Below are 14,628 nucleotides of genomic sequence, written 5' to 3' on the forward strand. Positions count from 1 at the left end.
ATCCGGCGTTACCGGGAAATCCGTAACGAGATCACCTTATTTCACGATGTCACACCCGGGGTATTCACGCCATTTCCGTAGGGTGGGGAGCATCGATGCGGATTTCCGACTTCACCTTCAAACGTGACAATCTCCTTCCGCTGGCGGACAGCCTGCGGGAGTCGTTCCTCAAGGCCAGTCCCTTCCGGCACGTGGTGATCGACGACTTCCTGCCTCCCGAGGCGCTGGAGCCGGTGCTCGCCGAGTTCCCCGAGCCGCGCGACGTCGAGTGGCAGCGCTTCGACAACGCCCGCGAGATCAAGCTCGCCCTCGCCGACACCGAGAAGATGGGGCCCGCCACCCGGCACCTGCTGTCGGAGTTCAACGGGCAGGTCTTCGTCGACTTCCTCGAACGGCTCACCGGCATCGAGCACCTGGTGTCCGACCCGCACTACGACGGCGGCGGCCTGCACCAGATCAGGCCGGGCGGCTACCTGAAGGTGCACGTCGACTTCAACCGGCACCGCAGGCTCAACCTCGACCGCCGGCTCAACGGCCTGCTCTACCTCAACAAGGACTGGGAGGAGTCCTACGGCGGGCACCTGCAGCTCTGGAACAAGGACATGACCCGCTGCGAGCACAAGGTCCTGCCGGTGTTCAACCGTTTCGTGGTCTTCGCCACCACCGACGACGCCAACCACGGCCACCCCGAGCCGCTCACCTGCCCGGAGGACCGGGCCCGGCGCTCGATGGCGCTCTACTACTACACCAACGGGCGGCCGGACGACGAGACGCTGGACGAACACGACACCCAGTTCAAGCAGCGGCCGGGCGAGGAGTGGAAGAGCAGCTTCCGTCAGGTGGCCAGGCGGTGGGTGCCGCCCGCGCTGGCCGACCTGGTCGGGCCGCGCAAGTAGGGCTCAGCGGTCGCCGCCGCTGATGACGTCGATGGGACCGGTCTCGGCGTCATCGACGGCCGGGTCGTGCGGGGTCCGGCCGTTCAGGCTGCCGGTCTTCTGGAGAGTCCCGTTCGCCTTGTTCTCCTGAGCAGGGGGTTCGGGGGCGAGGCGGGCGGGCAGGCGCAGCCTCCCGCGCACGGCCGCGTAGGCCGCACCGAACCCCGCCGCCAGGCCGAGCAGCGCGCCGCCGACCGCCCCTTGGAGCTTGGGCGCGAGGTCCGCCTCCGGCCCGAGCCGCACCACGTCGTCGAGCTGGACGAACGTGACGGGGTGCGCCTTGAGCTCGTTCTGCCGGTCCTCCAGCTCCTCGCGGAGCCGTTCCTGGGCCGCCGCCAGCACCTTCGTCACCTCGGCCTTGGAGGCGGCCTCGACCTCGACGTAGACGAACGGGCCCGTGGTGCCGACGCCGAGGAGGGTCGGGTTCGTCCGCCCGTCGTCGATGGTGAGCTCGACCGGGCCGTCCTCGGGGGCGCCGACGGATCTGAAGACGTCGGGCGAGTTCATGGCCAGGATGAGGATGCTGGCGGTGGTCCTGAGGTCATCGGAGAACTGCAGCAGCGGGTTGGTCTGCGCCAGCGGCTTGGTCCGGTCGATCGAGCCGCCGCCCGACGGGGTCACCAGGACCATGGAGGCGCTGGCGACGTACCGCTCGGGCAGGACGAGATATCCCGTGAGGGCCAGGGCCGCGGTGAGGACGGCCACCGGGACGGCGACGAACTTGTTGCGGGCAAGACCCAGAATGGCCGTCCAGAATTCCATATATCCCCAGCCCGATTTGCAGCGCAACGGGACGTCGTTCATCCCCCCAGAAATACCGTTCCAATCAGGACATCGCGCCTTTCGACTTGCTTGTTACGTATGCCGGTCAGATCGCGATATATCCGAGTGGGCATGGACGGGGGCGGGACTCGGCTCGGCGGGCTGGACGGGATCCGCGGCCTCGCCGCGCTCTTCGTGGTCCTGCACCACTGCTGGCTGCTGTCCTTCCCCGGCTTCCCCGCCGACACCGGGCCCGGCTGGGCGGGCTGGCTGCTCTACGGCCACTTCGCCGTCGTCGTCTTCATCGCCCTGTCGGGCTTCTCCCTCGCGGTCTCCCCCGCTCGCTCCGGCTGGCGGCTCGGCGGCCTGCGCCGCTTCGCCCGCCGCCGCGCCTGGCGCATCCTGCCGCCGTACTGGGCGGCGCTGCTGTTCAGCCTGGCGGTCGCCTGGCTGCTGGTGCCGCAGCCCGGCCAGCCCGTCCCGACCGCGAAGACGGTCGTCGTGTACGGGCTGCTGCTCCAGGACGTGATCGGCTCCCCCAGCCCCAACGGCGCCCTCTGGTCGATCGCCGTCGAGGCGCAGCTCTACTTCGTCTTCCCGCTCCTGCTGCTCCTGGTGCGGCGGCTCGGCGCGTGGGCGATGGCTGGCGTGGTCGCCGTCGTGGTGGTGGCGGTGGGGGTCCTGGCCGCGTACGTGCCGGCCGTGGGCCTGCTGATGCGGCTGACCCCGCAGTTCGCGGTGCTGTTCGCGGCGGGCGTGCTGGCGGCGGGCGTGCTGCGGGCGCGGACCCGGTTCCCGCTGCACTGGGCGGCGGCCGGGGCGGCGGTCCCGGTGCTCGTCCTCATCGTGGTGCAGGGCTCGGAGTGGACGGTCGCCAGGTTCTTCTGGGTGGACCTCGCGCTCGCGCCCGCCGCCGGGCTGCTGCTCGCCGCGGTCGCCCTGGGGCGGCCCCGGCCCCTGGTGCGCCTGCTCGACACGCGGCCGGTGCGGGCGCTCGGCTCCTTCTCCTACAGCCTCTACCTCGTGCACGCGCCGATCGTGGTCGCCGTGAACCACTTCCTCGTGGCCCCGCTGCTGGAGCCGGGCACGGGCCGGCTGCTGGCGCTGCTGGCGGTGGCCGCGCCGGCGTCGGTGCTGTTCGCGTGGGGCTTCGCCGCCGCGTTCGAGCTGCCGTTCCAGCGGCACCGCAGCGCGGCCGCGTTGCGCGCCCGGCTGACGGGGAGGACGCGCACGCCCGCTACCGGCCCGCCCCCAGCAGCCGGGTCGTCGCCATGAGCTTGCGGCCCCTGCGCACGGCCGTCACCCCGTGCCTGCGCAGGTACATCCCGGCCACCAGCGCCCGCCCCCGCCGCCGCTGCGCGGGCGTCAGCCCGACCTCGCCGAGCGCGCGCAGCAGCTCCTTGCACTGCAGCAGCAGGGCGACGCGGACCTGCCAGGCGGGCACGCCGAGCTTGCGCGCGATGTCGCCCTGCTGCTGGACCTCCCACTCCCGCCCGGCCAGGATCTCGGGTACGTGGCCCCACGGCCCGGCCAGGGCCATGCGGGCCGCGTAGATCTCGTCCTCGCGCAGCATGGCCCGGCCCCGGTCCACCCGCATGATCCGCTCACGCCGCATGAGGGCGTAGAGGGGGTCCATGACGAGGGGGTCCTCGTTGAGCACGCGCAGGCACTCGGCGAAGCGGTCCACCGGGTCGTCGGCGAGGTAACCGGTGCCGGTGTAGGGGGCGGTCCTGGTCGAGCCGTCCGGGCACGCGTACGCCTGCTGCGTGGTGACCAGCAGCAGGCGCTCGTCGGCGGCGAAGACCTCCAGGCAGCGGGAGACGTACGTGGGGGCCAGCCAGTTGTCGTCGCCGGCCCACCGGTAGAACACGCCCCGCGCCCGCCTGATGGCGTCGGCGAAGTTGGGGAGCTGCCCGATGTTCTCCGGCTGCCGGTGGTAGACCACGCGGGGGTCGCTCGCGGCCCAGTCGCGGCAGATCTCCTCGGTGCGGTCGGTCGAGGCGTTGTCGCAGATGACCAGCTCAAGGTTCTGGTGGTCCTGGGCGAGCACCGAGCGGATCGTCCCCTCGATGCGGGCGGCCCCGTTGTGGACGGGCACCCCCACGGAGACCAGCGAGTCGGCGAAGGACATTCAAGCGCTCCTAGTGACGAGTTTCCTCAGCGCGGCGCCCGGCACCACGACCAGCACGAAGACCAGCAGCCCGGCTCCGCCCGCCACGCCGAGCTGCACGAGCGCGTGCTCGCCCCGGGTGACGCCCTCCAGGACGGCCATCACCGTCCCCGCCCCGACCGCGCCCAGGGCCGGGCGCACCAGGCCGGGCAGCACGGGCGCGAGCCGCACCCCCACGCGGTGCAGGATGAACACCGCCATGGGCACCGCGACCAGCACCGCGACCAGGGCGTGCGAGACGGCCGCGCCGCGGATCCCGCCGAGGTGCGCCCCGGCGAGCAGGGCCGGCAGCAGGACGGCCGCCCAGCCGAGGTTGAGCCAGACGGTGGTCCTGGTCGCGCCGAGCCCGGTCAGGATGTCCACCGCCAGGTACGAGATGAGCATCCGCACCACCATGAGGACCGCCAGCCAGCGCAGCACCCCGGCCGAGAAGTCCCACCGCTCGCCGTACAGGAAGGTGATGAGCGGGTGCGCGAGGAAGGCCATCACCAGCGCGGGCGGCAGCACGAACGCCACGATCACCGGCACCGACCTGCGCACGCCCTCCGACAGCGCCGCCGGGTCCTCCGACAGGCGGGAGAAGCTGGGCAGCGACACGTAGCGGAGCGCGGTGCCGATGATCCCCGGCACCCAGCTCGACACGTTGAACGCCAGCAGGTAGTAGCCGAGCTGCTCGGCCCCGAGCACGTTGCCGACGATGACGTAGTCGGCGTTCATGAGCAGGGCCTCCAGCCCGAACCCGACCGCCGACGGGATGCCGATCCGCAGCAGTTTGCCGGCGGTCTCGCGGTCCCAGCCGACCCTGATCGGCAGCCAGCCCCAGAAGAAGATGAGCACGCCGGTGACCAGCGAGGCGGTGACCTGGCCCCAGGCGAAGGCGTACGCGCCCGCGCCGGCGAAGGCCAGGCTGACCGCCACCGCCGCGTTCGCCACGAAGCCGATCATGATGGCGAGCGTGAGCCGGTCCTGCTGGAAGCGCACCAGGAGGGCGGCGCTGCGCACGGCGGTGAACGCCTCGATGAGGACGACCGCGGTGAGCAGGCGCACCACACCGGTGGCCTCCTCGTTGCCGGACAGCCGCGCGAAGACCGGGGCGAACAGCCAGAACGCGCCGTAGGCCAGCGTGGTGACGGTGAAGTTGAGCACGCTGGCGGTGGGCGCGATGTCCTCCACGCGCCCGCGCCAGTGGATGATCGCCGCCTGGATGCCGATGTCCTTGACGTGCATGACGATCTGCGTCGCGGCCAGCGCCACCGCGTAGACGCCGAAGTCGTCGGCGGCGAGCAGCCGGGCCAGCACCAGCCCCATGGCGAAGGAGCCGGCCCGGGTCACCAGGCTGCCGAGTACGGTCCAGCGCAGCCCGCGGCCCGCCCGTGCGCCTACCTCCTCGACACGTTCCGTCTCCTCCATGCGTTCCTTTCCGGTGCGGTCACACCCGTTCGAGCCAGATCTCCCGCCAGAACGGCACGAACTCGCGCGGGCAGTTGAGGCTGTGCAGGCCCTGGCAGACCACGTCCTCCAGCGTCACGCAGGGCGTCTTCATGGTGAGCAGCTCGCCGGTGCGCTCGTCGACGCAGCGCTCCACCACCGACTGCACGCGGGTGACGGTGCCGCAGTAGCGCGCCATCTCCTCCTCGAAACCGAGGCCGCGGTTCTCCATGCGCTCGTTGAGCGTGGCCATGATCTCGTCCTTGGAGCGGACGCGGACCAGCTCGCCGGGCTTCAGGTCGAGCGTCGCCGTCGGCGTCCGGCCGAGCAGGCCGGGCTTGAGGAAGCCCCAGCGGCGCCCTTCCCTGAGCCGCAGCCGCCGGGGCAGCACCCGCGTGCTGACCGCCTGGAGCCGGTTGAAGCCGCCGATCAGCAGGGCGTGGAGGGTGCGGCGCAGGCCGGCGTTGCCGGTGCGCACGTCGGCGACGTACTGGCCCATGCTGCGCACCGGCAGGCAGGTGGGCGCGGCCCGCAGCAGTTCGGTGGCCTGGCAGGAGTAGTGGTCGGGCCGGTCCGGCTTGCGGGTGCCGACCTCCAGCAGGGGCAGCAGGCGCGGGTCCGGCGCGGGCGGCGCGGACGCCTCGCCGACCCGTCTGATCCAGGCGTCCTTCCAGTACATCGAGCAGTTCGTCTGGCAGCCGCCGTGGGCCGAGCCGTCGCAGCGCGCCCCGGTCAGGTGCACGGCCCGCTCCATCCGGCGCAGCCCGGTCCTGGTCTGGGTGTCGCACAGCTTGTGCGCGACCTTGTGCACGATGAGCCGCCGGCCGCAGTAGGCCGCCATCTCCGGCATGAAAGGCAGGCCGTCGAGCTCGCCGCGCTCGTCCAGGGTGGCGCGGATCTCGGCCTCGCTCCGCACTTCCACCACGTCACCGACCTTGAGGTCCATCAGGCCTTCTCCTTCAGCAATCCGGCGTCCAGCAGTGACTCGGCCGCCGCCTTCACGGCGGCGAACGGCAGTCCGGACCGATCGGCGATGTCGAGCAGGCCGTGCTCTCCGTCAGACAGGTTCAACACCCATAACATCGCCATCTGGGCCTGTTTCGTGTCACTCCGGCCGCCCAGAGATCCGTAGAGCCCGCGGCGGCCGAGCTGCGGCTCGCCGTACGGGCTGAGGTTGACGTACGTGCGCTCGTGCTCCAGCACCTCGACGACCCGCGTGAGGGCGTCGAGGGTGTCCTCCATGGCCTGCGGGGTCACGAAGTCCGGGTTGTCGCCCGAGGTGTGATATTCCGGGTATCCCGCGTACGGCGTCCTGGTCAGGCTGCCGAACGGCAGGTCGAAGCCCGGCGAGCAGAACTGGCGCTCGTCGTACCCGTACGGGGAGAACTCCAGCACCTCGTGCGGCCGGCCGCGCAGCACGTGCGTGACCGCCCGGTCGATGAGCGCGTCGCCCTGCCGGCTCCGCTTGTACGTCAGCGCCCCCGGATCCCCCGCGCAGGCCAGCGTCAGCCCGGCCGCGACGAGATGCAGGCGCTCCCGGTTGCGCGCCAGCCAGGTGATGGCCCCGATCGTGCCCGGCGCGAACAGGAACCGGTAGGTGTAGCGGGGCTCGCGCAGCCGCCGGGCCAGCGCCACGGCCACCGCGATGCCCGCCAGGTTGTCGTTGGCGAGCGACGGGTGGCACACGTGGCAGGAGATCATCACCTCCTCGGGGAGCCGCCCCGGGACGACGTACTCGCCGTAGGTCAGCGAGCCGGGCGCGAGCGTCGAGTCGATGCGCACCTCGAACGGGCCGTCCTCGTCGCGGAGCCGGTCGAGGGCGTCCTGACTGAGGCAGAAGCCCCACGTCTCGGCGTAGTAGCTGGTCCGGTACGGCACCAGCCCCGGCTGCTCGGGCAGCGTGTGCAGCCGCGGGCGCAGCTCGGCCAGCGAGTAGGTCCCCGACACCGGCACGCTGTAGCCGACGACGTGCAGGTTCGACTCCCGGAAGTCGATCATCCGCCGCCCGGAGGCGTCCTTGACGTAGGCGTCGCGGATGTTCCACTCCTTCGGCACCGTCCAGTCCAGCACCCCGGTCCCGGTCGGCACCTCGCGCACGGTCAGCGGCAGGTGCTCGCCGACGATCTCCAGGGTGCCGCGCACGCCGTCGCCCGTGATGCTCCGGCACAGGGGGTAGAGCCGGCGGACCAGCTCGTGCATCTCCTCGCCGGTCACGGCCGGAGCCCGGCGTCGATCGTGCCCGCCGCGCGCCGGTCGGACAGCCGGGCCAGCCGCGTGTAGCGCCGCTCGAAGTCGTGCTTGGTCAGCCCGTACGTCCGGTACGCCGTCACCAGCTCCTCCGCGCCCGCCTTGACCGACCAGCCGGCCTCGTAACCGGGCAGCGCCCGCCGGATGCGCGAGAAGTCCACCCGGTAGGAGCGCGGGTCGCCGCCGCTCTCGCCGGTGATCGTCAGCTCCGCGCCGGGCACCGCGGCCGCCACCTCGTCGGCGATCTGCCTGACGGTCACGTTGTTGGCCTCGGTGCCCACGTTGAACGCGCGGGCGTGCACGGCCTCGCGCGGCGCCTCGATCGCCCGCAGGAACGCCTCGGCGATGTCGCGGGCGTGCACCAGGGGCCGCCACGGCGTGCCGTCGGACAGCACCCGCACCTCGCCGGTCAGCACCGCGTGCCCGGCCAGGTTGTTGAGCACGATGTCGGCCCGCGGCCGGGGCGAGAACCCGAACGCGGTGGCGTTGCGCATGAACACCGGCGAGAAGTCGTCGTCGGCCAGCTCCGCGAGGTCGTCCTCCACCCGGACCTTCGACTCGGCGTACGGCGTCACCGGCCGCAGCGGCGCGTCCTCGTCCACCAGCGCGTCCCCGCCGGAGGCCCCGTAGACCGAGCAGGTGGAGGCGTAGACGAACCTGCGCACCCCCGCGTCGCGCGCCAGCCGGGCCAGCCGGACCGAGGCGTGGTGGTTGATGTCGTAGGTCAGCTCGGGCGCGAGCGAGCCGAGCGGGTCGTTCGACAGCGCCGCGAGGTGCGCGACGGCGTCGATGCCGGTCAGCGCCTCGGCGGGGACGTCCCGCAGGTCCACGGCGTGTCCTGGGGGGTCGGCAGGGGCCGGCCCGAGCACGCAGTCGGCGAACAGGCCGGAGTCGAGGCCGATCACCTCGTGCCCCGCCTCGGCCAGCACCGGGGCCAGCACGCTGCCCAGGTAGCCCTGGTGGCCGGTCAACAGAATCCGCAAGGTCAGCCTCCGGAGGCCAGGTCGATGACGATCTTGTTGGTGTGGAACGCCTCGGCGTACCTGGCGCCGCACTCGACGCCGCGGACGCGGGCCAGGCCGAGGAAGGTCTCCCGGTCGTACCAGGGGCGGTGCCGCTGGGAGGGGTAGTGCTCCTGGAGCAGCCGCACCTTCGCCTCGGCCGTCTCCGGGTCGAGCGGCTGGTAGACGGAGGGGCGGCCGAGGTCGCCGTCCCACTTGACGATCTCGTAGCCGAGCGCGAGGCAGCCCCGCCAGACGGTCGGCACGAGTTCGGCGAGGCCGCGGTGGTCCTGGTGGGCGTCGCCCCGCCAGGGGGCGAGGATCAGGCCGGGCTCGGTCCGGGCGCGCAGGTCCTCCAGGGCGTTCTTGGCCTCGTCCCAGTGGGCGGGCAGCCGGCCGTCGGGGAGCTTGAGCACCGTGACGGCGAGGTCGGCCCCCGGGCAGAACGCCGCCAGCGCGGCCCGCTCCTCGTCCTCCCGCCCGGTGCCGCCGCCGGACAGCACCAGCGCGTCCACCCGCAGCCCGGGACGGCCGGCGCAGAGCGTGAGCAGGGTGCCGCCGGCGCCGATCGCGAGGTCGTCGCAGTGCGCGCCGAGCGCCACGACCGCGCCCAGCCGGGCCGGGCGCAGGGCCGTCATCTCTCCCACAGCGCCCACGGGCGTTCGCCCCTCGCCCAGGCGCTGTCCAGCTCCAGGCGCTGGTTCACGGTGTCGCTCGGCCGCCAGTAGCCCCGGTGCGGGTACGCGATCAGCCGCCCCCGCTTGGCCAGCTCGGCGCAGGCGTCCGCGACCAGGTCGCCGTCGCGCGGGAGGTGCTCGAAGACCTCCTGGCGCAGCACGAAGAAGCCGCCGTTGACCCAGAGCGGCAGCTCGGCCACGGGCGTGATCGCCCCGACCTGCCCGCTCTCGCCGACGTCCACGACGTGGAAGGTGTTGGTGGGCGGCACGACCATCATCGACGCGCCGGCGTCGGCGGCGGCGAAGCGGGCGATGATGTCCGGCAGCGGGGCGTCGGTGAGCACGTCCGCGTAGTTGGCGAGGAACATCTCGTCGTCGCCCAGGAACGGGCGCACCCGGCGCAGCCGCTCGCCGATGGTGGCGTCGAGGCCGGTGTCGATCAGCGAGATCCGCCAGTCGGAGATGTCCGTCGACAGCAGCTCGACGTGCCCGTCCCGCAGCACGAAGTCGTTCGAGCCGGTCTCCTGGTAGGTCAGGAAGAAGTCCTTGATGTGCTGGGCCCCATAGCCGAGGCACAGGATGAACTCCTTGTGCCCGAAGTGCGCGTAGTAGCGCATCACGTGCCAGACGAGCGGGCGCGGGCCGACGAGCTGCATCGGCTTCGGCATGGTGCCCCCGGGTAAGTCGCTGCGCATGCGGGTGCCCCGCCCGCCGCAGAACAGCACGACCTTCATCCGACGACCTCCAGGCTCGGGATGGGGAAGACCAGCCGGCCGCCCCACTCGCGGACGTACGAGAGCTGCTCGACCAGCTCCTCGCGCAGGTTCCACGGCAGCACCAGCACGTAGTCCGGCCGGTCGGCGGCGATGCGCTCGGGCGGATGGACGGGGATGCGCGAGCCGGGCGTGTACCTGCCGTGCTTGTACGGGTTGCGGTCCACCGTGTACGCCAGCAGGTCCGGCCGGACCCCGCAGTAGTTGAGCAGCGTGTTGCCCTTGCCGGGAGCCCCGTAGCCGACCACCGTCTCGCCCGCGTCGGCCGCGTCGATGAGGAAGCGCAGCAGGTCGCGCCGGACCTTGGCCACGCGGGCGGCGAAGTCGGCGTACCCGGACAGCTCGTGCAGCCCGGCCGCCTTCTCCCTGGCGAGCACGTCCACCACCCGCTGCGACACGGGCGCCTCCTCGGGCTGCGCCCAGAGCCTGATCGAGCCGCCGTGCGTCGGCAGCAGCTCCACGTCCACCAGGTGCAGCCCGCCGCTCGCCAGGGCACGCTGCGCGGAGGCGACCGTGTAGTACTGGAAGTGCTCGTGGTAGATCGTGTCGAACTGGTTGAGCTCCATCAGCGTCAGCAGGTGCTGCACCTCGATCGAGACCCGCCCGCCGTCGGCCACCAGCGCCCGCAGCCCCTCCGTGAAGCCGGCCACGTCGGGGACGTGCGCGTAGACGTTGTTGGCCACCACCAGGTCGGCCGGCCCGTGCCCGGCCCGCACCTGCCGCCCGGTCTCGGGGGTGAGGAAGCCGGTGAGCGTCGGCACGCCCTTCTCCCTGGCGGCCCGGCCGACGTTGGCCGACGGCTCGATGCCGAGGCAGCGCACCCCCCGCTCGGCCACGTGCTGGAGCAGGTAGCCGTCGTTGCTGGCCACCTCCACCACGAAGTCGCCCGGCTGCAGCCCGGCGCCCTCGACGAAGCGGCGCGCGTGCTCCACCCAGGAGGTCGAGTAGGAGGAGAAGTAGGCGTACTCGGTGAACGTCTCCTCCGGCGTGATCAGCGGCGGGAGCTGGGCCAGCCAGCAGCTCGTGCAGACCCTCAGGTGCAGCGGGTACGTCGGCTCCGGCGCGGCGAGCCGGTCGGCGGTGAGGAACAGCTCGCACGGCGGGGTCGCGCCGAGGTCCACCACCCCCGCCAGCTCGTCCGCGCCGCACAGACGGCAGGTCGTCACCTCGGTCGTCATCTGAAGATCCCTCCCAGGGCTCGTGCGCCGGAGCGGTGGTCTGGCATGCTGCGTTCGTGGATCAGCTCTCGATCGAAGGCTCGTGGCTCTTCACCCCTCGCGTTCACGCCGACCCGCGCGGCGCCTTCCTGGAGGCGTTCAAGGCCGCGGAGCTGCCGCACCCGCTCGGCGTGGCCCAGGTCAACTGCTCCGTCTCGCGCGCCGGCGTGCTGCGCGGGGTGCACTTCGCGGACGTGCCGCCGGGCCAGGCCAAATACGTCACCTGCGTGTCCGGCGCCGTCCTCGACGTGGTCGTGGACCTGCGCGCCGGCTCCCCCACCTTCGGCCGCTGGGAGTCGGCGGTGCTGGACGACGAGACGCGCCGGGCGATGCTCGTCGCCGAAGGGCTGGGGCACGCCTTCATGGCGCTCAGCGAGCAGGCGACGGTCGTCTACCTGTGCTCCGAGACCTACAACCCGGCCGGGGAGCACGGGGTCAACCCGCTCGACCCGGACCTCGGCATCGACTGGCCGGCCGGGCTGGAGCCGGTGCTGTCGGACCAGGACGCCGCGGCGCCGTCCCTCGCCGAGGCGCTGGCGGCCGGGCTGCTCCCCGACTACCGCGCCTGCCGGGAGTTCTACGCCACGTTGCACTGACGGCTCCCCACCAGCACCGGCCAGGCGGCGTGCAGCGCCTCGCGCCAGTGGCGGATCGGCTCGCCCCTGCGGCAGGCGAGCACGCTGTTGGCCGGACGGCGGGCGGGCCTCGGGAAGTCGGCGGTCGGCACCGGGCGCACCCGCTCGGGGTCCGCGCCGAGCAGCGCGAAGATCTCCCTGGCGAAGCCGTGCCAGCTCGTCTCGCCCGAACTGGTCGCGTGGTAGACGCCGGGCGGCAGGTCCGCGCGGGCCAGCCGGACGAGGTTCCCCGCCAGGTCGGCGGCCCACGTCGGCTGGCCGCGCTGGTCGTCCACGACGTTCACGAGGGGCCGCTCCGCGGCCAGGCGGATCATCGTGCGGACGAAGTTGGTGCCGCGCGCGCCGTAGAGCCAGGCGGTGCGGACGACGTACTGGCCGTGGTCCAGGGCGGCGCGCTCGCCCGCCAGCTTCGTGCGGCCGTAGGCGTTGAGCGGGCCCGTCGGGTCGTCCTCCTCGTACGGCCCCGCCGCCGCCCCGTCGAAGACGTAGTCGGTCGACACCTGCAGCAGCCGCGCGCCGGCGCCCTCGCACGCCTCGGCCAGCCAGCGCACCGCGTGCCCGTTGACCGCCAGCGCCTTGGCCTCGTGCGTCTCGGCGTCGTCCACGGCGGTCCAGCCCGCGCAGTTGATCACGGCGCCGGGCCGGTAGGCGGCCACGAACTCGCGCACCGCGCGCCGGTCGCACACGTCCAGCTCGGCGCGGCCGAGCGCGAGCACCGGCTCGCCGGTCCGCGTCAGCCGGTCGAGGACGTCGGCGGCCAGCATGCCGCCCGCGCCCGTGATCAGCCATCTCATCGGTCCCACCAGTCCCGGTGCTCGGCGTACCAGCGGACGGTGTCCTTGAGCCCCTGCTCGAACGGGACCTCAGGACGGTAGCCGAGCGCCCGCAGCTTGCTGTCGTCCAGCGAGTACCTGCGGTCGTGGCCCTTGCGGTCCGCCACCTGCTCGACCAGGTCCCAGCCGCGGCCGCACGCCTCCAGCAGGCGGCCGGTCAGCTCCCTGTTGGTCAGCTCGGCCGTGCCCGCGATGTGGTAGACCTCGCCGGGCGCGCCCTTCTCGGCCACCAGGCGGATGCCGGCGCAGTGGTCGCTGACGTGGATCCAGTCCCGGACGTTGCCGCCGTCGCCGTACAGCGGCACCTTCTCGCCGCGCAGCAGCCGCGTCACGAACAGCGGGATGATCTTCTCCGGGTACTGGCGGGGGCCGTAGTTGTTGCCGCAGCGGGTGATCGAGACGTCCATCCCGTACGTGACCGCGTACGCGCGCGCGATCAGGTCGCCGCCCGCTTTGGAGGCCGCGTACGGCGAGCGCGGCCGGACCGGCGCGGACTCGTCCCACGAGCCGATGTCGATGGAGCCGTACACCTCGTCGGTGGACACCTGCACCACCTTCGGCACCCCCGCCTCCAGGCACGCCTGGAGCAGCGTCTGGGTGCCGAGCGCGTTGGTGCGCATGAACTCCGCCGCGCCCTCGATCGAGCGGTCCACGTGGGACTCGGCGGCGAAGTTGACCACCAGGTCGTGGCCGGGCACGACCCGCGCGAGCAGGCCGGCGTCGCAGATGTCGCCGTGGACGAACTCGTGCCGTACGCCCTCAAGGTTGGTCAGGTCGCCGGCGTAGGTGAGCTTGTCGAGGACGGTGACGTACACGTCGTGGAGGCTTCGGGCGAAGTGCGAGCCGATGAACCCCGCACCGCCCGTCACCAGGACTCTGGTCATGTGGAGATCTGTACCTTGCTGTGATCGCCGAGCACCAGACGGTGAGCTCGGGGCGTGTTGGGCGCGGGGGTGACCTCGGCGTCGTGGCCGATGAGCGAGAACTCCACGCGGCCCACCCCGGAGATCGAGGCGCGGGGCATGACGATGGAGTAGGCGATCTCGGCGTCGGCGAGCGCGCAGTCGGCCCCGAGCGAGGTGGAGGGGCCGACGTAGCTGTCGCGGACGCGGGCGCGCTCGCCGATGATCGCCGGGCCGACGACGCGGGAGCGCTCGACCGTCGCGCCCCGCTCGACGACGACCCGGCCGACCAGCTCGCTGGCCGGGTCGACGTACCCGTCCACGCGCGGCTCGACCGACTCCAGGACCAGCCGGTTGACCTCCAGCATGTCGGTGACGTTGCCGGTGTCCTTCCAGTAGCCGGAGATCACCGAGGAGTCCACCCGCAGCCCGGCCTCGATGAGCCACTGGATGGCGTCGGTGATCTCCAGCTCGCCCCGCCAGGACGGCTTCAGCTCGGCCACCGCCGCGTGCACCGCCGGGCTGAACAGGTAGACGCCCACCAGCGCCAGGTCGCTCTTCGGCCGCTCGGGTTTCTCCTCCAGCCCGATCACCCGGCCGGCGGCGTCCAGCTCGGCCACGCCGAACTGGCGGGGATCGCCGACCCGGGTGAGCATGATCTGGGCGGACGGCCGCTCCCGCGCGAAGCGCTCCACCAGGTCGTTGATGCCGCCCACCACGAAGTTGTCGCCCAGGTACATCACGAAGTCGTCGTCGCCGAGGTAGTCGCGGGCGATCAGCACGCCGTGCGCCAGCCCGAGCGGCGCCTCCTGCCGCAGGTACGTCACCTGCAGCCCGAACGCCGAGCCGTCGCCCACGGCCGCCTCGATCTCGGCGTGGGTGTCACCGACCACCAGCCCCGCCTCGGTGATCCCGGCGGCCGCGATGGCCTCCAGGCCGTAGAACAGCACCGGTTTGTTGGCGACCGGCACGAGCTGCTTGGCCGAGGTGTGCGTGATCGGCCGAAGCCGTGTGCCCGACCCCCCGGCGAGCACGAGTGCTTTCACCG

The 14,628-nt window shown here is 72.4% G+C and carries 15 protein-coding genes; 3 read left to right on the plus strand and 12 right to left on the minus strand.

Annotated features, from left to right (window positions below; genetic code table 11):
- Positions 1–95 precede the first annotated feature (95 nt).
- Positions 96–896, plus strand: coding sequence for a 2OG-Fe(II) oxygenase (locus tag SMD20_RS27940; protein WP_329586686.1), 801 nt, complete (start codon positions 96–98; stop codon positions 894–896).
- A 3-nt stretch (positions 897–899) separates the two neighbouring features.
- On the opposite strand, the gene SMD20_RS27945 is transcribed toward SMD20_RS27940, so the two are convergent.
- A complete protein-coding gene (locus tag SMD20_RS27945) occupies positions 900–1,697 on the minus strand; it encodes a hypothetical protein (protein ID WP_329586689.1) in 798 nt (265 codons plus the stop codon).
- 132 nt (positions 1,698–1,829) lie between these two features.
- Here SMD20_RS27945 and SMD20_RS27950 point away from each other — a divergent pair, with 132 nt between their 5' ends.
- Positions 1,830–2,972, plus strand: a complete 1,143-nt coding sequence (locus SMD20_RS27950; RefSeq protein WP_329586692.1) for an acyltransferase family protein — start codon at positions 1,830–1,832, stop codon at positions 2,970–2,972.
- Here the strand turns inward: SMD20_RS27950 and SMD20_RS27955 are convergent.
- Genes SMD20_RS27955 through SMD20_RS27990 form a run of 8 tightly spaced genes read right to left on the minus strand, consistent with a single transcriptional unit; the run spans position 2,935 to position 11,171 of the window.
- Positions 2,935–3,828: a glycosyltransferase family 2 protein gene (locus SMD20_RS27955; protein WP_329586695.1), complete on the minus strand. Its 894-nt coding sequence runs from the start codon at positions 3,826–3,828 to the stop codon at positions 2,935–2,937. The genes SMD20_RS27950 and SMD20_RS27955 overlap by 38 nt on opposite strands.
- Positions 3,829–5,277 (minus strand): oligosaccharide flippase family protein, encoded by a 1,449-nt coding sequence (locus tag SMD20_RS27960; protein ID WP_329586699.1) that lies wholly within the window; start codon positions 5,275–5,277, stop codon positions 3,829–3,831.
- A 19-nt stretch (positions 5,278–5,296) separates the two neighbouring features.
- Positions 5,297–6,241 carry a hypothetical protein gene (locus SMD20_RS27965; RefSeq protein WP_329586702.1) on the minus strand — a complete coding sequence of 315 codons (945 nt, stop codon included), beginning with the start codon at positions 6,239–6,241 and terminating at the stop codon, positions 5,297–5,299.
- The gene (locus SMD20_RS27970; protein WP_329586705.1) at positions 6,241–7,509 is read right to left on the minus strand and encodes a DUF4910 domain-containing protein; all 1,269 of its coding nucleotides are present in this window, start codon (positions 7,507–7,509) and stop codon (positions 6,241–6,243) included. Before SMD20_RS27970 ends, SMD20_RS27965 begins: the two co-directional genes overlap by 1 nt.
- Positions 7,506–8,525: an NAD-dependent epimerase/dehydratase family protein gene (locus SMD20_RS27975; protein WP_329586708.1), complete on the minus strand. Its 1,020-nt coding sequence runs from the start codon at positions 8,523–8,525 to the stop codon at positions 7,506–7,508. The genes SMD20_RS27970 and SMD20_RS27975 overlap by 4 nt, the downstream gene beginning before the upstream one ends.
- Before the next feature lie 2 nt (positions 8,526–8,527).
- On the minus strand, positions 8,528–9,181 hold the full coding sequence (locus tag SMD20_RS27980; protein WP_329586711.1) for a PIG-L deacetylase family protein: 654 nt from the start codon (positions 9,179–9,181) through the stop codon (positions 8,528–8,530).
- Positions 9,178–9,954 (minus strand): sugar phosphate nucleotidyltransferase, encoded by a 777-nt coding sequence (locus SMD20_RS27985; protein WP_329586714.1) that lies wholly within the window; start codon positions 9,952–9,954, stop codon positions 9,178–9,180. The genes SMD20_RS27980 and SMD20_RS27985 overlap by 4 nt, the downstream gene beginning before the upstream one ends.
- The gene (locus SMD20_RS27990) at positions 9,951–11,171 is read right to left on the minus strand and encodes a class I SAM-dependent methyltransferase (RefSeq protein WP_329586716.1); all 1,221 of its coding nucleotides are present in this window, start codon (positions 11,169–11,171) and stop codon (positions 9,951–9,953) included. The genes SMD20_RS27985 and SMD20_RS27990 overlap by 4 nt, the downstream gene beginning before the upstream one ends.
- Positions 11,172–11,227: 56 nt before the next feature.
- Here SMD20_RS27990 and SMD20_RS27995 point away from each other — a divergent pair, with 56 nt between their 5' ends.
- Positions 11,228–11,806: a dTDP-4-dehydrorhamnose 3,5-epimerase family protein gene (locus SMD20_RS27995; RefSeq protein ID WP_329586719.1), complete on the plus strand. Its 579-nt coding sequence runs from the start codon at positions 11,228–11,230 to the stop codon at positions 11,804–11,806.
- Here SMD20_RS27995 and rfbD read toward each other — a convergent pair.
- The 3 genes from rfbD to SMD20_RS28010 are packed head-to-tail and all read right to left on the minus strand — an operon-like array spanning position 11,788 to position 14,626.
- Positions 11,788–12,639: a dTDP-4-dehydrorhamnose reductase gene (rfbD, locus tag SMD20_RS28000; protein ID WP_329586722.1), complete on the minus strand. Its 852-nt coding sequence runs from the start codon at positions 12,637–12,639 to the stop codon at positions 11,788–11,790. The two genes, SMD20_RS27995 and rfbD, sit on opposite strands and share 19 nt — an antisense overlap.
- Positions 12,636–13,562, minus strand: coding sequence for a dTDP-glucose 4,6-dehydratase (gene rfbB / locus SMD20_RS28005; protein WP_329586725.1), 927 nt, complete (start codon positions 13,560–13,562; stop codon positions 12,636–12,638). Before rfbB ends, rfbD begins: the two co-directional genes overlap by 4 nt.
- The gene (locus SMD20_RS28010) at positions 13,559–14,626 is read right to left on the minus strand and encodes a glucose-1-phosphate thymidylyltransferase (protein ID WP_329586727.1); all 1,068 of its coding nucleotides are present in this window, start codon (positions 14,624–14,626) and stop codon (positions 13,559–13,561) included. The genes rfbB and SMD20_RS28010 overlap by 4 nt, the downstream gene beginning before the upstream one ends.
- Positions 14,627–14,628 lie beyond the last annotated feature (2 nt).

Source organism: Nonomuraea sp. LP-02 (genome assembly GCF_036289125.1).
GTDB classification, from domain to species: Bacteria; Actinomycetota; Actinomycetes; order Streptosporangiales; family Streptosporangiaceae; genus Nonomuraea; species Nonomuraea bangladeshensis.